This window comes from Trabulsiella guamensis ATCC 49490 (genome assembly GCF_000734965.1).
Lineage (GTDB): Bacteria > Pseudomonadota > Gammaproteobacteria > Enterobacterales > Enterobacteriaceae > Trabulsiella > Trabulsiella guamensis.
On the sequence record NZ_JMTB01000113.1, the window covers coordinates 66,459 to 84,271 of the forward strand.

Here is a 17,813-nt window from a genome sequence, read left to right on the forward strand (position 1 = left end):
ACGGGTGGTGCCGTCAGTGCCTTACCCCTGAGAGAGCACACTGTGTTACGTCAACAACGCGGTTGGTTACAGGCGGCGGAAAGGTACGCCAACCCGGAGTGCTCCTTAACCTGAGGAGACGCGTATGGGCGTGATGGATATGATCATTCTTATCCTCAAACTCATTGTTGCTGTACTGCAACTGCTTGATGCTGTCCTGAAATACTTTCGGTAATTCAGGTTCAGGTCGCACCTAAGAGGGGCGGGCAACCGCCCCTCTTTCATCACGAGGGAGTGTTATGATGCGTTTACTCATTGAGCCGATTACCCCCGCAGAGCCCGGTTATATCGCGCTTAAGACGGAAAGCCTGACGCACCATTTCAACATGCTGCGCCGGCTCGAAGAGAGCTGGTTGCGTGGCGAAAATCAGTTCAATGCGCCGGGTGAAAAGCTGTTGGGCGCGTTCCTGAACGGCAGACTAGTAGGCATTTGCGGCCTTAACCGCGATCCTTTCAGCCAGCTTCCGCGCGCCGGTCGTATTCGTCATCTCTATATCAGTAAAGCCTGGCGCAGAGCGGGCATTGGCAAACAACTGCTGACCACCGTCATGGCCGATGCCAGCATCTGGTTTGATTTCCTGAATACCCACGCCCCACAAGCAGCGCATGGCTTCTATCAGAAAATGGGCTTTTTGCCCGTCACTGGCGAATCTCGGGTCACTCACCGCCTGTTCTGCTCGGTGTGACTGGTACGTCACAGGCAGGGCTGAACTGGCAACAAAACTTGCCGAAATTGTTTACAAATCCTGCCTGCCCTTGCGTCATCATTCACATTCACAATGATTAAGTTGTCATCTTGCTGTGGTAGATTCCTCCAGCATTTACAGGTATTCCTGGCGATTTATTCTTCACTTTCTCTTTTTTTAAGACATAACATTCGACATGAAAAGGCATAAGAACTTCAATTTGTTGTTGATGTTGGTACTGTTGGTGGCCGTCGGTCAGATGGCGCAAACCATCTACATCCCGGCTATTGCGGATATGGCGCGGGAATTACAGGTCCGGGAAGGTGCGGTACAGAGCGTGATGGCGGCCTATTTACTGACCTATGGCGTCTCGCAACTGTTTTATGGACCGATCTCGGATCGCGTCGGCCGACGTCCGGTAATCCTGATCGGGATGACGATTTTTATGCTGGCGACGCTTATCGCCATTACCACGCACAGCCTTCTGGTCTTGATCGCAGCCAGCGCGCTGCAAGGGATGGGCACGGGCGTAGGTGGGGTAATGGCGCGAACGCTGCCGCGTGATCTGTATGAAGGTACGCAGCTTCGTCATGCCAACAGTTTGTTAAATATGGGGATCCTGGTCAGTCCGCTGTTGGCGCCACTGATTGGCGGTCTGCTGGATACCACCTGGGGCTGGCGTGCCTGCTACGTTTTCCTGCTGGCGCTGTGCGTCATCGTGACCTTCAGCATGGCCCGCTGGATGCCGGAAACGCGCCCGAAAGAAGCACCGCGAGCCCGTCTTATCACCAGTTATAAAACACTGTTTGGCAGCACTGCGTTCAACTGTTATTTACTGATGCTGATCGGCGGACTCGCAGGTATTGCGGTCTTTGAAGCCTGCTCCGGAGTACTGCTGGGCGGTGTACTCGGCCTCAACAGCATGGTGGTTAGTATTCTGTTTATTCTGCCGATCCCCGCCGCTTTCTTTGGTGCCTGGTTTGCCGGTCGTCAGAATAAGCGTTTTTCATCGCTGATGTGGCAGTCGGTAATTAGCTGCCTGCTGGCGGGTCTGATGATGTGGATCCCCGGTTTACTCGGCGTAATGACCGTCTGGACGCTGCTTATCCCTGCGGCGCTGTTTTTCTTCGGCGCGGGCATGCTGTTTCCGCTGGCCACCAGCGGCGCGATGGAGCCGTTCCCGTTCCTCGCCGGAACGGCTGGCGCGCTGGTGGGCGGCCTGCAGAATATCGGTTCCGGCGTGCTGGCCTGGCTGTCGGCAATGATGCCGCAGACGGGGCAAGGCAGTCTCGGCCTGTTGATGCTGTTGATGGGTTTGCTGATCCTGCTGTGCTGGCTACCACTAGCGTCGCGGTTTAATCAGCATCAGCAGACCATTTAGTTACGGTTGCAGCATCACCATCAGCTCGACCGGTGAGCGGTGCTGCTTAATCAGATCCCGCATCACTTTCATATAGGGCGCGGTATAGGTGAAAAAGCGCTGATACCCTTCGCATAAGGCGCTCACACCGTCAGCGGTGCGATGTTTCGGGCAATCGCCATTGCACAGCTGACGCATATGGCACTCCTGGCATACCTGCGACAGCGAGGATTTTTTATTCTCGCCAAAGGCGATCGCCGCCGGGCTGCGGTTTATTTCTGCAAGCGTCGTGTGATGAATATTGCCCAGCCAGTGCTGCGGATAGACAAAGTGATCGCACTGGTAGACATCACCGTTCGCCTCCAGCGCAAACGCGTGACCGCAGGTTTCGCTTTGTGCGCACATCTGCGAGGGGTAGCCGCTCCAGGCGCCGAGCGTTGAGTCAAAAAGCTGCACGTAAGTACGTCCCACATCTTCCCGAACCCAGACGTCGAACACTGTGGTGAGGAATTCGCCCCAGGCATCCGCTGTGACCGATTCCGCGCTCGGTTCTCCATTTTTATCCAGCTCCATCAGAGGAATAAACTGGATAAACGGCGTACCCTGACGACGCAAATAGCGGTACACCCGTTCAGCATGCTGACTGTTTTGCCGGTTTACCACTGTCAGCAAATTGAAATCGACACGATGGGCGACCAGCCTGGCAATTGCCTCCATGACTTTGAAATGCGTTGGTTTGCCGCTGCGGTTGACCCGCCATGTGTCGTGGAGATCTGCGGGGCCATCGAGCGAAATCCCCACCAGCCAGTCGTTGTCATGAAAAAAACGACACCACTCGTCGGTGATCATTATCCCATTGGTTTGAAAGGCATTATGAATACGTTTCCCGTCAGCGTACCGCTTTTGCAGTGTGACGACGCGACGAAAGAAATCAATGCCGCACAGCGTGGGCTCACCGCCCTGCCAGGCAAACTGTACATCCTTTCCCGGCTGCGCGTCGATCTGCTGGCGGATAAATGCCTCCAGAGTGACATCATCCATTTCTTCATTTTTAGGCTTATCAAGGTAGTAGCAATAACGGCATTTGAGATTACAGCGCGAGCTGGCTGGCTTAGCCATCACGTGACATCCTGTCATACAGCATCCTTTAAAAATATGGCAATTTGTCTTAAGTGCGTTACAGCAAACAATAATGCGAGGGAAAGGACAGCGAGGGAGATCAAAAATTTGTCACGCACTGCTCGCAATTGGGCGAAATCGCTCTTATTGACGTCCATAACGTTACGATTACGGGTGTATCGCCATAAAATAACGCTGACCACTGCCAGCAGGCAGAGGGAGATCCAGAACGGCATGCCTGATTGATGCCAGTTATGTTTCACCGCCAGCGCCATCAGCGCGCCATATCCCAGCAGCGTACGAAACCAGGCCAGTGACGTACGCTCGGGTTGCAGACCGGGGTCCTTCTGACGACGCGCTTTACGGCTATCCGGCATACATCACCAGCCCCATCACGATTACTGCCACCGCCATCAAAATGATGCTGATGATGAGCAGCGTATGCGTGTAGGGTAAATCTTCTTTCAGCCGCATCGCTTTTTCATTTTTCAGCCAGCGCAGATAGCCATAAATCGCCAGCATGCCGGCAAACAGGCACAGCAACAGCGCCAGCGCTTCACGAATAAGCGGCGTGGCGAAGTCGGGCGCCAGTTGATCTAACCCGACACCTGCCGCCAGAAACCCCAGCGCGGTGCGGATCCAGGCGAGATAGGTTCGCTCGTTAGCCAGCGAGAAGCGGTAATCCGGCGCTTCGCCAAGGCGCGAAATTTTCATTGGATCTCCTGTTTAAAACTTCTGTTTCTTCTCTTCCACCTTAACACCCTGCGTTGGCATGCCGGTATCGTAATCACGCACTACTGGCGAGTAGCCATCCTCCGGGCGCGGGCGAAACGCCCCCATCCAGCGCGGCTGTGCCTGAACCCGCCACGGTCGCATGCTCCATTGATAGGTGCGAAAAGGATCGCGGATTTTATCCATATAGTTCAGCAATTCATCGTGCAGCCGATCGCGAATCTGTGAAAAATCAGCGTCATTAATGAGATTTCGCATCTCGTTGGGATCGTTTTGTCTGTCGTACAGCTCATCACTGGTAAACAGGTTAAGCACCAGTTTGTAACGATCAGTCACCCAACAGCGCACCGGAATAAAACCGCCGAAGCTATCATGCTCAATCTCATAACGGTTAAATTCCACCATCACTCCGCGTTCTGATGGCATCGCAAAGATATTTTCTCCTGGCAGAATTTCCGGCTGATGAATGCCCGCCAGCGCCATTAAGGTTGGCAGGAGATCGATGTGACTGACCGGGGTATCAACCTGTTTCTTGATGCCAGACGGCGACCGGATGATCAGCGGAATACGGGTGATGTCATCGTACATCGCCGCGCCTTTACTAATCAGGCGATGCGCCCCCATCATTTCACCGTGATCGGAGGTGTAAATCACCCAGGTATTTTGCTGTTGTTCGGGTGTTAACGCGTTAATCACCCGGCCAATCTGGTCGTCGACGAAATCATTGCAGGCAAAATACATCGGGTGATGGTACTGCGCATCGTCACCAACAGGAGACGGCATCGCCTGCGCCCATAAACGATGATGAACGGGTTTATTGGCCAGATCGTCATGCGCTTTTTCGCCGAGGTCATAATAGAAATCCTGATACTTCTCCAGATACTCCACCGGGCAGGTGAACGGGTGGTGTGGTTCATCGTAGGAAACCACCATCAGGAAGGGTTCGTCGCTGCGTGCGGGTTGCGCCAGAAAATCGATCGCCCGATTACTGATGCGGTACGCCCAGGTAAAGGTTTCATCGATGTGGTGCGCCTGCAAATCCTCAACGCTGTTGAGGCCGTTTCGCCAGAGCCCGATCTGCTCGTCGGTCAGTTCAGAGAGGTAGTTAGCGCCATCATACCAGTAGTCGGCATCCCATTCCGGCGGGCAAATCCCGGTGCCGAAATAGTCATGTCCGTCGAGGTGCCACTTACCGATGTAACAGGTGTGGTATCCCGCATCCTGAAAATAACGCCCCATCGTCGAGATGTTTTTCCCCGGCGCGACATTGTTAGTCCATGGTCCGGACTGGTTGGCATAAATGCCGGTAAACAACCCGGCACGCGCTGGCGTGCATACCGGGGAGCAGGTAAAGGCGGAATTAAAACGGATCCCTTCGTCAGCCAGTTTATCGATATGCTGGGTATTCAGCGGCTTACCGCTGTAACAACCCACCATATTGGTCGCCTGGGTGTCAGTCATGATGAACAGAAAATTAGGGCGATTCATGATTTGTCCTTAACGTCAGAAGCAAGTTCAGCAGGTGCGGTGTGGCGCTCGTGCCAGTGGCTGTAAATCAGGTAAACCACGACGGCGGCAACAATGAGATAGCAGATGACGGTCAGCCACTGAGACGCGTAGCCGCCGAATTGCGCCAGGCCAGAGTAGACCCCCATCATTGCGAACAGGACGCCAACCGAGGCGATTTTCACATGCCGCCACGGTGCCATATCGACCGCAAACGCGTCGTGGAATTTAAACGGCGTGGCACGCGGTTTGATTGCGCCGATGACCAGCATCAGCACTACGTTGATGCAGAACGTACAGGCCAGCACATAAAGAAAATGGAAGTCAAACTTCACCAGGTAATTAACGACGATGTAGCTGCAAATACCCAAGAACATGGCGGCTTTAGCGGCGATCGCCGGAATTCTGGGAAAGAAAAAGCCCATAATGACAATAGTCACCAGCGGCACGTTATAGATGCCGTTAAGCTGTTTCATCCACGTATAAAGCCCTTGCGGTGCGTTCGCTATCCACGGTGCGACCAGCACAGAGACAATCGCGACGATAAAACCGAAGCGACGTCCGACAGACACTAACTGATCCGGCGTCGCCTGCTCGTTAATAATGCGGCGGTAAATCCCCATGCTGAACAGCGTCGAGGCACTGTTCAAAAAGCCGCAGAACGCGCTGATAATGGCACCGAAAAGCACCGCGCTGAAAAAACCCACCAGCGGCAACGGCATGACTTTATTGACCAACGCCGGATAAGCCATGTCCGCTTTCGGCAAGTCCTGAAACAGATGGAAAGCGATAACGCCCGGCAGTACCAGAATCAGCGGGTCGAGCATTTTCAGCACCGCCGTCAACAGCGCGCCTTTTTGCCCTTCAGACAGGCTTTTTGACGCCAGCGTGCGCTGGACGATGCCCTGGTTGGTACACCAGTAAAATGTGTTCACCAGAATCAGCCCGGTCAGCGCCGCGCCAATCGGCACAGGATCGTGGCTCCCACCAATCGAGTTCAGCATCTGGCTGTGATCCTGTGTCAGACGGTCAATGCCCTGCGACAGGCTCCCGTTGCCCATTGCCAGCAGGCCAAAAAACGGCACCATCAACCCGCCAATCACCAGGCCAATGCCGTTAATCACATCGGCAATCGCGATGGCGCGCATCCCGCCGACGACAGCATACAAAATGCCGCAAATCCCAAGTACGGTGACCATCGCCCAGATGGCTGCGTTCTGTGAAATACCAAAGGCTTCAGTGACATGAAACATGCTGTTGAAGGCCAGCGCGCCGGAGTAAAGAATGATCGGCAGGAAGCAGATGCCAGTCGCAATGAGAAAACAGCAGTCGATAATAATGCGCGTGGTTTTGTCATAGCGCTCTTCGATGAAATCGGGAATGGTGGCAATGCCACGTTGTAAATAACGTGGCAGGAAAATCAACGCCAGGAAGATCAGCGGGATAGCGGAAATCACTTCCCAGGCCATTACCGACATTCCGCTGCGGTAAGCCTGCCCGGTCAGACCGACCAGTTGTTCTGTCGACAGATTGGTTAGCATCAGGGAAGCCGCGATTACCGGCGCTTTCAGCGACCGACCGGCAAGAAAATACCCCTGCTGCGAACCGGTATCCGCTTTACGCAACTTCCACCAGGTGATGAAAGCCACCAGCAGCGTAAAAGCGATAAAGCTCACAATTTGCTGAATACTCATCATGTGCCCTTATTTATGATTATGTCCGCCCGTCAAACGACAGAGGAATAAATGACGAGCCGGAGCCAGGCGGTTTGTTTTCTTAAACGACAAGCAACACATCCCTGAAAGAAAAAAGTATGCTACGTTTCAATTTCAGGTTGCAGGCATAATTCGCCGACGGGAAATTAAAATGAATGGAAAAACTCAAATTTCGCATGTAAAAAACGAAACCACGTACAATATCCCATTAGTTCTTGATGAAAATGTGATCTCAAGCGGAATTTCCCTCATCTCGTTGTGGCATACCCTGGCTGATGAAACGTACCGTGTGACCTGGCCTCGTGATAAGAAAAAGCCGTTGATTGCTAACTCATGGGTGGCGGTTTATACCCTGCAGGGCTGCGGGCGGATATACCTCAAAGATAATTCCGAAATAACACTTAATGGAAATTGTGTTATATTTCTGAAACCTATAGATATTAAATCCTATCATTGCGACGGGCTTGTCTGGGAACAATACTGGATGGAGTTTATCCCAACCAGCATAATGGAAATACCGATATTACAAACGGGGATAATATATAACGGGGAGATCTTTAATAAAGAGCTCAATGAGGTTGCAGAGCTGATAATTAGCAGGGAGTCGCTTAAAAATAACCTCGCGGTGGCATACCTCACCAAAATTATCTATCAGTGGATTTGCCTTATTACGGAAAACGTACAGAAAGATCGCCAGTTAATCAAACTGGAGAAACTGATCACTGCCTTACACAGTGATCCGCAAAAACGCTGGAGCGTGACAGATATGGCGCAGTGGATGCAGTGCAGCGAGCCCTGGTTGCGCCGTCTGTTTTTACGATATACCGGCAAAACGCCGAAAGAGTATTATCTCGACGCGCAACTGGACCTGGCACAATCGTTACTTAAGCAGGAAGGAAATTCGGTCAGTGACGTGGCGAACATGCTGAACTTTTTCGATTCGTTCCATTTCAGCAAAGCGTTTAAACACAAGTTTGGCTATGCGCCTTCAGCCGTTCTGAAAGCGCATAAGAAGCGGAAAGAGGAGACTAACTGAGTCCCCAGAAAAGCACCGCCAACAGCTGTGGCGTGATGATACGCAGGAACATCACCAGCGGATAAACCGTCGCGTAAGAGAGCGCTGCCGCACCGCTGGTGGCGTGCAGGTTGTTGGCGAAGGCTAACGCCGGGGGATCGGTCATCGAGCCTGCCAGCATGCCGCAAATCGTCAAATAGTTCATCTTCGCGAACATTCTCGCCAGGATCCCCACCGTTAACAGCGGAATAGCGGTGATAAAGATGCCGTAACCGACCCAGCTCAGACCGTCGCCTTTGGTCAGCGTCTCGATGAAATCACCGCCGGATTTCAGCCCGACCACCGCCAGAAACAGCACGATCCCCAGTTCACGTAACGCCAGGTTGGCGCTCGGCGGCATGAACCAGTAAAGCTTACCGATACTGCCAATACGCCCGAGGATCAGCGCCATAATCAGCGGACCACCCGCCAGCCCCAGCTTCAGTGCCACCGGGAAACCCGGCACGAACAGCGGCACAGAACCAAGCAGTACCCCCAGCCCGATACCGATAAATACCGGCAACATCTGCACCTGTTGCAGTTTCTGTTGCGCGTTGCCAAGCTCAGCCGCCACTGCGTCAATGGCGGACGGACGCCCCACCAGATTGAGGATATCGCCAAACTGCAGGCTGGCGCTGCTACTGGCCACCAGTTCGACACCGGCACGGTTAAGGCGCGAAATGACGACGTCATAGCGCTGTTTGAAGTGCAGATCGCGAATTTTCTTGCCAAGCACTTTTTCGTTAGTAACGACCACACGCTCAACGCGCAGCTCAGTCCCACGGGTCGAGAGCGAGGTCTCCACCTCTTTGCCGATCACCAGTTGCGCGCTGTGCAAATCTTCATTTCGCCCGACCAGGTGGAGTAAATCGCCAGCCTGAATAATCGTCGTCGGCGAGGGCACCATCAGCATGTCGCCACGTTTGAGACGCGAACAGATGATTTTGTCGCTGTTCAGTACCGGCACATCCTGAATCGCCAGACTGTTGAGGTTAGGGTTTTCCACACGGATGTTGATGGTGTTCAGATGCGTATTACCATTGCCGACGCTGTCATCAAACTGCTGTGCTTCTTTCTCGACGTTAACGCGAAAGAACAGACGCACCAGCCACATGGTCATCAGGATGCCGCAAATTCCGAACGGATAAGCCATGGCGTAACTCATCCCCATCTGGTCGATGATATCCGTTGGTACACCTAAATCGTGGAGGATTTGCTGCCCGGCACCCAGCGCAGGCGTATTGGTCACCGCCCCGGAGAAAATTCCCAGCACCACCGGCAGTGGAATGTCGAAAATTTTATGCAGCAGCGCTGTCACCAGACCGCCCATAATGACGATCAGAATCGCGAAGAGATTAAGCCGCAACCCCGACACGCGAAGCGAAGCGAAGAAACCCGGCCCCACCTGAATGCCGATGGTATAGACGAACAGGATCAGACCAAATTCCTGCACGAAGTGCAGCATCGGGCTGCTGAGGGTAAGCCCGGCCTGATCGACAAAATGGCCAACGATAATGCCGCCGAATAACACACCGCCGATGCCAAATCCCACACCGCGTATTTTTACATTGCCTATCCATAGGCCAACCACGGCGACCAGTGCCAGAATGCTGACGGTCAATGCTATGTCACTCATGACAGATTCCCTGTGAAGATACACGCCATCTTTCAGGCTGCCTCGTGACAGCATGATAGATTATGTGAATAACATTATTGATAAGATGGATTCTGGCAGAGAGATCGCAGGATGTATGCGCGATAGCGCACATTTACCCTTCAGATACGTCATCCCCCTGTTTTGCAGATTTTTTCGCTTTTTTCCGCGTGGAATTTGGCAGTTGCTGAATGCTTTTACCTGAAAAGAAGCAATATGGCGCGTGCTTCTTCGTTTACATAGAAAAAAGCCCCGCCAGGGCGGGGCTATAACACCATGAATGGATTAACTATTCAGTGCCGGGCGATCGCTGATGGCGATGCGTTGCGGAGCGAGGGCTTCCGGAACATGGCGGGTTAAATCAATGTTCAGCAGACCATTGGTAAAGGTCGCGCCAGAAACTTCCATATTTTCCGCAAGGGTGAAGCTCAGGCTGAAGGCCTGCGTCACCAGCCCCTGGTGCAGCCATTTTGTCTCTTTTTCCGGCTGCTGCGGCGCGCCTTTGATGGTCAGCCGCGTGCCTTCCAGTTGAATGTCCAAATCTTCCTGACGGAACCCCGCCAGCGCAAGCGTGATGCGGTAATGGTTATCGTCGCTTTTTTCGATGTTGTACGGCGGGAAGCTCTGGCTTTCACCGGCGGTTTGCAGGGCGTTGGCCAGTTTGTCAAAACCGATCCATTGACGCAGCAGTGGGGATAAGTCGTAGTTACGCATAGTATTTTCTCCTTCTGAGAAGCGAGTAAATTCCTGCAAATCATGCAATTCGCAGTCTGCCCCCTGACGGCGGGCAAGTTGGTAGAGGGCCGCCATGCGGCCCAACGGAATTAATTAATTTCGATACGGCGCGGTTTATTCGCTTCCGGGATCACGCGTTCGAGATCGATATACAGCAGGCCATTCACCAGATTGGCACCACGGACGTGGATGTTTTCCGCCAGCTGGAATTTGCGCTCAAAGTTGCGCTCAGCGATGCCCTGATAGAGATAGGTCCGCTCTTTTTGCTCTGCGGCATGCGACCCTTTGACAATCAGCAGATTGTCCTGCGCGGTGATTTCCAGCTCGCTCTCAGCGAAACCGGCCACAGCGATGGCAATGCGATAGTTGTTTTCGTCAACGAGTTCAACGTTGTACGGAGGGTATCCACCGTTAGTCTGGCTCTGGTTGTTTTCCAGCAGATTGAACAGGCGGTCAAAACCAATGGCAGAACGGTACAGTGGAGAAAGATCAAAGTTACGCATAATAAAAAGCTCCTGAAATCAGCGAGAGTGTAATGACCTTCCATCATGGACAGGTCGTTTACCCGGAATACCCCGCAGGCGTATCCCACATCGGGTCGTACTTTAAAAATGGGTACAACGGAACGCATTTCAAGGGGCGTTGTCTGACTTTTTTTGCACTTTCAGGCTGAGTGTTTAGACTGAACTACAGCACTAAAGGTTAAAGTGAGACTGCCGCCACAGAGCGGCGCTTTCAGACTTTCTATTTGATCTGCGGGTCGATATAACCCAACGACACAGGCATCACAACAACACTATTATTATGATAAAAATGACTCTGCTAAAGCTGACTCTGTTCAGTGGAATGATGATTCTCAGCGGCTGTTCGAGCGTGATGTCACATACCGGTGGTAAGGAAGGCACTTATCCCGGCACGCGCGCCAGCGCCGCTATGCTTGGCGATGATGACACAAACTGGGGAACAAAATCGCTGGTCGCCCTGGATATGCCCTTTACTGCCGTTATGGACACCCTCCTGCTGCCGTGGGATCTGTTCCGCACCGACAGCTCGGTGAAATCTCGGGTGGAGAAAAGCGAGCAAAAAACGCAGGCCACCAACGCCATCATCCCGCCTGCGCCCATGCCAGCGAAATAACTTACCTGCGGGTTTCCGTGACCCACAATTGACGGAAACCGTCCACCGCTTCCATCCAGGCGATGTACTGACCATCCGGTGAAAACACCACCGCATCGGCTGAAGGTGGGTTGCCATGCCCTTCGGTTAAGTACGTCACAGTGCCTGTTATTCCATCGCACAGGGCAATCCGGTTCTCCACCACACAGCCGAGTGAATGCCCTGACGGATGCCAGTTAAACGCCGACTGAATACCGTTCGCCGTCCGCGTAAGCTGTCGCGGCTCACCGCCCTGTGGAGATATCAACCACAGCTGTACTACACCATTATCGTCGCGCATCAGAAAGGCGATATCACTCCCCTGCGGATTTGCCCGTACCCAATGGCGCGGAACGTTAACCAGACCGGGATACGCGCGCTGGTGTGTGAAGGTGAGACGTTTTTGCTGAACGCTGGCAGGCGGAGCAGGCATTGTGCTGCTCGTCCCTTCCAGCGGTTCTCGCCCCGCCTGTTTCCAGCCGGCTTCGTTTTCCGGTAACGTCACAATAAACAGTTCCGGCACTTTTTCGCCCTGCAACGAACGCGTATCGCCGATAAACGCCAGCGCATGATTGCCCACCCACCCCTCTTCATAGGCGCGGTTGATCTCATCGCTGCCCGGCGCAGGCGCTGGCGTGGTACGACTGACCAGCACGCACCAGTGACTTCCCGCATATTCCCGTGGATGCTGACCACGCGGCGTTACCGGGCCATACGGTACTGCGACGCCGACGTTACGCAGATCCAGCGCCACATCGCGCTCATGCAGAACGTGATCGTTATAGGTAAAGCTGACGGCCTGGCCGTCCGGACGATAAACATGAACATGACTGCCGCCGCGCAGTGCGCCGGGGGTATAGGGAGAAGTAATATCCATGGCATCGAGATTACGGGTTTCGCCATTGTGCGTAACCACGCCGCGACGGTGGTGAAAATCGTACTGCCAGTGCGCATCAGGATGTTCCGGTCCGTGGATGAAAACATACCGTTCTTCCTGCGGGTGAACCGTCACCACGCCCACATGCGCGCCCTTGGTCGCACGGTAAATCACCTCGACCTCGCCGCTATGGATATTGACACGCTCAATGGTTTCACCGGTAAACGAGGCGCCTGACGGGCGAACATCAAACACCAGCCACTGGCTGTCCGGCGTCCAGGTTTGCGTATTGGTGAGTTGATGGTGGCGGGAGGCAAAGGTGACTTGTTTCATTAGGATACCCTGATGCATAACTGTCGCATCAGGGTATCTCAGGTGCAGCCTTTAGCCTACCCGTTTCACATCGCCGACCAGCAGGATGTAGGAGAGCGCACCAATCAAGGCCACTACAGCGATATAGGTCAACGCCGGGGCAAAACCGTAGTCCTGCGCCAGATATCCCACCACCAGCGGCACGGTGATGCCACCCAGACCGCCAACGAAGTTGAACACGCCGCCAGTCAGACCGATCAGACGCATCGGCGCCAGTGAAGAGACCAGTGACCAGGTGATAGACGCGAAACCGTTGCCGAAGAAGGCGAGGGCCATCAGCGTCATAATCCACACCGGATCGTTGGTATAGTTGGCACCCATGATGCAGGTGGAAATCAACAGCCCGCAAATGATTGGCGTTTTACGCGCCGCACCCAGCGAGAAGCCTTTGCGCACCATTTTATCCGCCAGCCAGCCGGAAAGCAGAACACCGAAGAAGGCCGCCAGGAACGGCACGGTGGTCATAAACCCGGCTTTCAGCGCGGTAATGCCTTTCTCCTGGGTAAGGTAGTTCGGGAACCAGGTCAGGAAAAACCACAGCGTTGAGGTCACCGCAAACTGGCCCAGATACACGCCAAGCAATTTACGATGAAAAATCAGCTTCCAGTCTGCCATCGTAAGCGGCTGACGCGCCTCTTTCTTCACCGGCGCATCGCCATCAACCAGACCGCCACCTTCGCGGATGTAGTCCAGTTCAGCCGCAGAAATGCTCTTCGTCAGACGCGGCGGCTGATAGACCTTGATCCAGATAAACGACCAGATAATGCCAATCCCACCGGTGACAATGAACACCCAGTGCCAGCTCAGCAACTCCTGGATCCAGATCAGCAGCGGCGTCAGGAACGCCAGGCCGACGAACTGCCCGGAGGTGTAGAAGCCGACCGCAGACGCGCGCTCGTGTTCCGGGAACCAACTGGTCACCATGCGGTTGTTGGTGGGAAACGCCGGGGCTTCAAAGATACCGGTGATCGCGCGCAGGCCAATCAATGACATCAGTCCCGTTGCGAACCCCTGGAACAGGGTTGCCACCGACCAGCCCAGAATCGCAATGAAATAGGTTAAGCGCGAGCCTACGCGGTCAAGGAACCAGCCGCCCGGGATCTGGCACAGGGTATATAACCAGGCAAACGCCGAAAAGACATATCCCATTTCTGCTTTCGTGATACCAAATTCTTCCTGAATATGCGCCGATGCCACGGCAAGGTTTGCCCTATCGACATAACAAATCACAACCGTAATAAAGATCATAATCAGGGTCAGGTAACGCCGACGCCCGACTTTTGCAGCAGTCACTGATATTTCCATCGCAATCTGTCTCCAGATTCTGGGCATAGCGAAGCCGCTCACCATGCCCTGTAATTTACAGAGGGTGTAAGAAAAAAATTTTTTTAATTATTTACTTCTGCCGATTACCACTCGGCGACGGAACCATCCTCATGACGCCACAACGGGTTGCGCCAGTCGGTGACATTCCGGCTCATTTCGATGACTTTTGCTTCATCAACATCCACACCGAGTCCGGGTTTCGTTAATGGTTTAAAGAATCCGCCATCCATGCTGAAGTCATCTTTATTTTTTACAAAGTCGAGCAGTTCCGCGCCCTTATTGTAATGAATCCCCATACTCTGTTCCTGGAATACGGCATTGCGCGACACGAAGTCGATATGCAGACACGCGGCCAGCGCAATCGGTCCAAGCGGACAGTGCGGCGCCAGCGCCACATCATACGCTTCCGCCATCCCGGCGATTTTGTAGCATTCGGTGATCCCGCCGGCATGCGACAAATCAGGTTGCAGAATGGCAATACCGCCCGCCTCCAGCACCCGTTTAAATTCGAAGCGTGAGAACATACGCTCACCTGCGGCAATCGGAATATGCGTTTGCGCCGCCAGCTTCGGATAATATTCCGCCTGTTCCGCCAGCACTGGTTCTTCAATAAACAGCGGGCGATACGGCTCCAGTTCTTTGATCAGCACTTTCGCCATCGGCGCGCTGACGCGACCGTGGAAATCCAGACCAAATTCAATGTCACTGCCGAACGCTTCGCGGATTTGCGCCACAGTATTCACCGCCGCATCCACTTTGCGCGAATCATCAATCACGCCCAGTTCTTCACAGCCGTTTAGTTTGAAGGTGTCAAAGCCGATGTTACGCAGGGTTTTGATGCCATCAATTACCTCTGCCGGACGGTCACCGCCCACCCAGCTGTAGGCTTTGATTTTATCGCGCACCAGCCCGCCCATCAGTTGCCAGACTGGCGCGTTCAGCACTTTGCCTTTGATATCCCACAACGCCTGATCAATACCGGCGATTGCGCTCATCAGGATCGGGCCGCCGCGATAGAAACCAGCGCGGTACATTACCTGCCAGAGATCGTTAATCCGCGCCGGGTCCTGACCAATAAGGTAATCGCCCATTTCATGCACGGCAGCTTCCACGGTGCGCGCGCGTCCTTCAATCACCGGTTCGCCCCAGCCAACAACGCCTTCGTCAGTTTCGATTTTCAGAAAAAGCCAGCGTGGCGGTAAACGGTATGTCGTGAGTTTGGTTATTTTCATTGCACTGCCTCTCGATACGCTTGAACAAATGCGGCGGCCTGCTGCGCGGTTCGCTCAACGGACTGCCCGGCACGATAGAGATCGCTGCCAAGTCCGGCGCCCACGCACCCTGCCTGAATCCATTCCCTGAGGTTTTCCGGCGTGACACCACCCACTGCAAACACAGGCACGTCCTGCGGCAACACGGCTTTCAGCGCTTTGATATACGCCGGGCCAAACGCGGAGGAGGGGAATATTTTTAGTGACTGCGCGCCTGCGTCCAGCGCGTCAAAGGCTTCCGTCGCCGTTGCGCAGCCAGGGCAAACTGTCATACCGAGCGCTACGGCGCGTCGGATCACCTCCGGCTGGATGTTCGGTGTCACAATCAGTTTGCATCCCATCTCTGCCAGCACGTCCACCTGCTCTGGTTTCAGCACTGTCCCGGCGCCCACCAGCGCCTTATCGCCAAACGCGGCGACGATAGCCGGAATGCTTTTCTCCCATTGCGGTGAGTTCAGCGGGATCTCGACAGCGTCGAACCCCGCGTCAATGACCGCACCGACATGCGCGAGCGCCTCATCCGGCGTAATGCCCCGCAAAATCGCGATCAGCGGGAGTTTAGTTTGCCACTGCATGGGCGATGCTCCTTATACCAGCCTGAAATGCGGTATCGCCGTCCACCAGCACAGTGTTGCGTCCGGCAGCCTGTAGTGCCTGCTGATAACGCACCGCCAGTGAATGCCCGGCGACAATAGCGATCTGCCCGTCGGCAAAGCGGTTGTCCATACTGGCCACTTCCGCGCCGATAAGCAGACCGGATAAAAACTCGCTCACCTGTTCGTGCGGCAGCGCACCCAGAACGTGGGCGGCACGCACTTCAAACAGCTGCGGCAAAATGGAAGGAGAGGCGAGACCACGCGCCAGACCGGCACTGAAGGCCTCGGGTGACGCGGTTTGCTCCGGCAGACCCGCGCCAATCAGCGACTGGCGCAGCAGCAGATGATGCAGCTCACCGGTCATGACAGTATGGAAATCAAGAATTTGCTGGTGGTCGGTCTGTACCCATTTGCAATGAGTGCCGGGCATGACGTACAACGACGAGGGGGCAATTTCACGCGCACCAAGCAGTTGTGTTTCCTCACCACGCATCACGTTGTGGTTATCATCACGCGCTACGCTCAGGCCGGGGATGATCCAGATATTGTCGCCAACAGGCGTTAACTGCTCACCAATGGCAGAGAAATGAGCCGGAACGGGTAAATAGGGGGCAACTTTCCAGCCGACATTGCTGCCGACCATGCCCGCCATTACCACCGGTGTGGTGCCGTTGCGCCAACCCTGTGTCACTTCCGCTAACACCGCCTCAGGGGATTTTCCGTTAAGACGAGTGACCCCTGCTTCTGAATGCCGGTGTTCCAGACATTCATCGCCCTGATACAGCCAGGCGCGCAAATTGGTCGAACCCCAGTCAATGGCGATGTAGCGTGATGTCATGTGAATTCCTTCAACCGTCGTGTCGAGCTGGCAATCATGGTGAGCGCTGCCTGCTCTGCTGCTTCGCCGTCCTGATGCCGTATCGCATCGAACAGCGCCTTATGTTCCTGGAGCGTTTTCGGCATGTTGGCTTCATCGCCCATCCAGGTACGTTCAAATACCGCCCGCTGGAGCGAACTGATCGCTACGCTCAGCTGCTGTAACACTGGGTTATGCACCGATGCCAGCACCGCCTCGTGATAGCGAATATCCGCTTCGTTAAACGCATCGCGATTCTGGTTGTTGGCGATCATGTCGTTGAGCGCCGATTCAATTTGCGCCAGATCGCTGGAGGTGGCGCGCTCCGCTGCCCAACGAGCGATGGCCGGTTCCACCAGATTTCGCACTTCGCTCATCGCGGTAATGAGCCGCGGGTCATAGTCGTTTTCCAGTACCCACTGCAACACGTCCGTGTCGAGGTAATTCCATTGGTTGCGTGGCGCGACAAACGCCCCGCGATAACGTTTCATTTCAATCAGCCGTTTGGCCATCAGCGAACGAAACACCTCGCGAATGATGTTGCGTGAGGTTTCAAATTCTTCACACAAATCGGCCTCTGCAGGCAGCGCCGAACCGGGCACATATTTCCCGCCAACGATCTGACGGCCCAGCGTGATGACAATGCGGTCGGTTTTGTTGAGATTCATGGAGAGTCCTTATGCTCTGTGCGTCCATGTGTACTTTACCCTGACCGCTGCATTTCACCTCAGTTTTGCAGTACAAATTTGTGGTATTCATC

Annotated in this window: 19 protein-coding genes and 1 other annotated feature; of the genes, 5 read left to right on the top strand and 14 right to left on the bottom strand. The window is 54.2% G+C overall.

Annotated elements, in window-relative coordinates:
• Positions 1-124: 124 nt before the first annotated feature.
• The 3 genes from tisB (at position 125) to emrD (ending at position 2,106) form a co-directional block, all read left to right on the top strand.
• Positions 125-214: a type I toxin-antitoxin system toxin TisB gene (gene tisB / locus GTGU_RS19650; protein ID WP_038161205.1), complete on the top strand. Its 90-nt coding sequence runs from the start codon at positions 125-127 to the stop codon at positions 212-214.
• A 64-nt stretch (positions 215-278) separates the two neighbouring features.
• The gene (locus tag GTGU_RS19655) at positions 279-725 is read left to right on the top strand and encodes a GNAT family N-acetyltransferase (RefSeq protein ID WP_038161208.1); all 447 of its coding nucleotides are present in this window, start codon (positions 279-281) and stop codon (positions 723-725) included.
• Positions 726-921: 196 nt separating this feature from the next.
• Positions 922-2,106 carry a multidrug efflux MFS transporter EmrD gene (emrD, locus tag GTGU_RS19660; protein WP_038161211.1) on the top strand — a complete coding sequence of 395 codons (1,185 nt, stop codon included), beginning with the start codon at positions 922-924 and terminating at the stop codon, positions 2,104-2,106.
• On the opposite strand, the gene GTGU_RS19665 is transcribed toward emrD, so the two are convergent.
• From GTGU_RS19665 to GTGU_RS19685, 5 genes are read right to left on the bottom strand one after another with little or no spacing between them, the layout of a single operon-like run.
• Complete coding sequence (locus GTGU_RS19665) at positions 2,107-3,204, bottom strand: anaerobic sulfatase maturase (RefSeq protein WP_038161214.1); 1,098 nt, start codon at positions 3,202-3,204, stop codon at positions 2,107-2,109.
• Positions 3,205-3,218: 14 nt separating this feature from the next.
• The gene (locus GTGU_RS19670; protein WP_038161217.1) at positions 3,219-3,581 is read right to left on the bottom strand and encodes a DUF202 domain-containing protein; all 363 of its coding nucleotides are present in this window, start codon (positions 3,579-3,581) and stop codon (positions 3,219-3,221) included.
• On the bottom strand, positions 3,571-3,918 hold the full coding sequence (locus GTGU_RS19675; protein WP_038161221.1) for a YidH family protein: 348 nt from the start codon (positions 3,916-3,918) through the stop codon (positions 3,571-3,573). The genes GTGU_RS19670 and GTGU_RS19675 overlap by 11 nt, the downstream gene beginning before the upstream one ends.
• 12 nt (positions 3,919-3,930) lie before the next feature.
• Complete coding sequence (locus GTGU_RS19680; RefSeq protein ID WP_038161224.1) at positions 3,931-5,424, bottom strand: sulfatase-like hydrolase/transferase; 1,494 nt, start codon at positions 5,422-5,424, stop codon at positions 3,931-3,933.
• Positions 5,421-7,136 (bottom strand): solute:sodium symporter family transporter, encoded by a 1,716-nt coding sequence (locus tag GTGU_RS19685; RefSeq protein ID WP_038161227.1) that lies wholly within the window; start codon positions 7,134-7,136, stop codon positions 5,421-5,423. Before GTGU_RS19685 ends, GTGU_RS19680 begins: the two co-directional genes overlap by 4 nt.
• A 172-nt stretch (positions 7,137-7,308) precedes the next feature.
• Between GTGU_RS19685 and GTGU_RS19690 the strand changes: the two genes are divergently transcribed.
• Positions 7,309-8,193: a helix-turn-helix transcriptional regulator gene (locus GTGU_RS19690; protein ID WP_038161230.1), complete on the top strand. Its 885-nt coding sequence runs from the start codon at positions 7,309-7,311 to the stop codon at positions 8,191-8,193.
• On the opposite strand, the gene GTGU_RS19695 is transcribed toward GTGU_RS19690, so the two are convergent.
• The 3 genes from GTGU_RS19695 to ibpA all read right to left on the bottom strand — a co-directional run bounded on the left by GTGU_RS19695 (position 8,186) and on the right by ibpA (position 11,103).
• Entirely contained in the window at positions 8,186-9,847 is a 1,662-nt protein-coding gene (locus tag GTGU_RS19695) for a putative transporter (protein ID WP_038161233.1), read from the bottom strand. The genes GTGU_RS19690 and GTGU_RS19695 overlap by 8 nt on opposite strands.
• A 303-nt stretch (positions 9,848-10,150) precedes the next feature.
• Positions 10,151-10,579 (bottom strand): small heat shock chaperone IbpB, encoded by a 429-nt coding sequence (ibpB, locus tag GTGU_RS19700; protein ID WP_038161236.1) that lies wholly within the window; start codon positions 10,577-10,579, stop codon positions 10,151-10,153.
• 110 nt (positions 10,580-10,689) lie between these two features.
• Entirely contained in the window at positions 10,690-11,103 is a 414-nt protein-coding gene (ibpA, locus tag GTGU_RS19705) for a small heat shock chaperone IbpA (protein ID WP_038161239.1), read from the bottom strand.
• Positions 11,097-11,170, bottom strand: a sequence feature (ROSE (Repression Of Heat Shock gene Expression) occurs in the 5'-region of heat shock genes and acts as an RNA thermometer to modulate expression.). Its footprint overlaps the gene before it by 7 nt.
• Before the next feature lie 234 nt (positions 11,171-11,404).
• Between ibpA and GTGU_RS19710 the strand changes: the two genes are divergently transcribed.
• A complete protein-coding gene (locus GTGU_RS19710) occupies positions 11,405-11,737 on the top strand; it encodes a YceK/YidQ family lipoprotein (RefSeq protein ID WP_038161242.1) in 333 nt (110 codons plus the stop codon).
• A 1-nt stretch (position 11,738) separates the two neighbouring features.
• Here the strand turns inward: GTGU_RS19710 and GTGU_RS19715 are convergent, their stop codons facing one another.
• From GTGU_RS19715 to dgoR, 6 genes are read right to left on the bottom strand one after another with little or no spacing between them, the layout of a single operon-like run.
• Positions 11,739-12,965, bottom strand: coding sequence for a YidR family protein (locus GTGU_RS19715; protein ID WP_038161245.1), 1,227 nt, complete (start codon positions 12,963-12,965; stop codon positions 11,739-11,741).
• A gap of 51 nt (positions 12,966-13,016) precedes the next feature.
• Entirely contained in the window at positions 13,017-14,354 is a 1,338-nt protein-coding gene (locus GTGU_RS19720; RefSeq protein WP_072012026.1) for an MFS transporter, read from the bottom strand.
• A gap of 59 nt (positions 14,355-14,413) precedes the next feature.
• On the bottom strand, positions 14,414-15,562 hold the full coding sequence (dgoD, locus tag GTGU_RS19725) for a galactonate dehydratase (RefSeq protein WP_038161252.1): 1,149 nt from the start codon (positions 15,560-15,562) through the stop codon (positions 14,414-14,416).
• Positions 15,559-16,176, bottom strand: a complete 618-nt coding sequence (locus tag GTGU_RS19730) for a 2-dehydro-3-deoxy-6-phosphogalactonate aldolase (RefSeq protein ID WP_038161255.1) — start codon at positions 16,174-16,176, stop codon at positions 15,559-15,561. The genes dgoD and GTGU_RS19730 overlap by 4 nt, the downstream gene beginning before the upstream one ends.
• The gene (locus tag GTGU_RS19735) at positions 16,160-17,035 is read right to left on the bottom strand and encodes a 2-dehydro-3-deoxygalactonokinase (RefSeq protein ID WP_038161256.1); all 876 of its coding nucleotides are present in this window, start codon (positions 17,033-17,035) and stop codon (positions 16,160-16,162) included. The genes GTGU_RS19730 and GTGU_RS19735 overlap by 17 nt, the downstream gene beginning before the upstream one ends.
• Complete coding sequence (dgoR, locus tag GTGU_RS19740) at positions 17,032-17,721, bottom strand: D-galactonate utilization transcriptional regulator DgoR (protein ID WP_038161259.1); 690 nt, start codon at positions 17,719-17,721, stop codon at positions 17,032-17,034. The genes GTGU_RS19735 and dgoR overlap by 4 nt, the downstream gene beginning before the upstream one ends.
• Between the last annotated feature and the right edge of the window lie 92 nt (positions 17,722-17,813).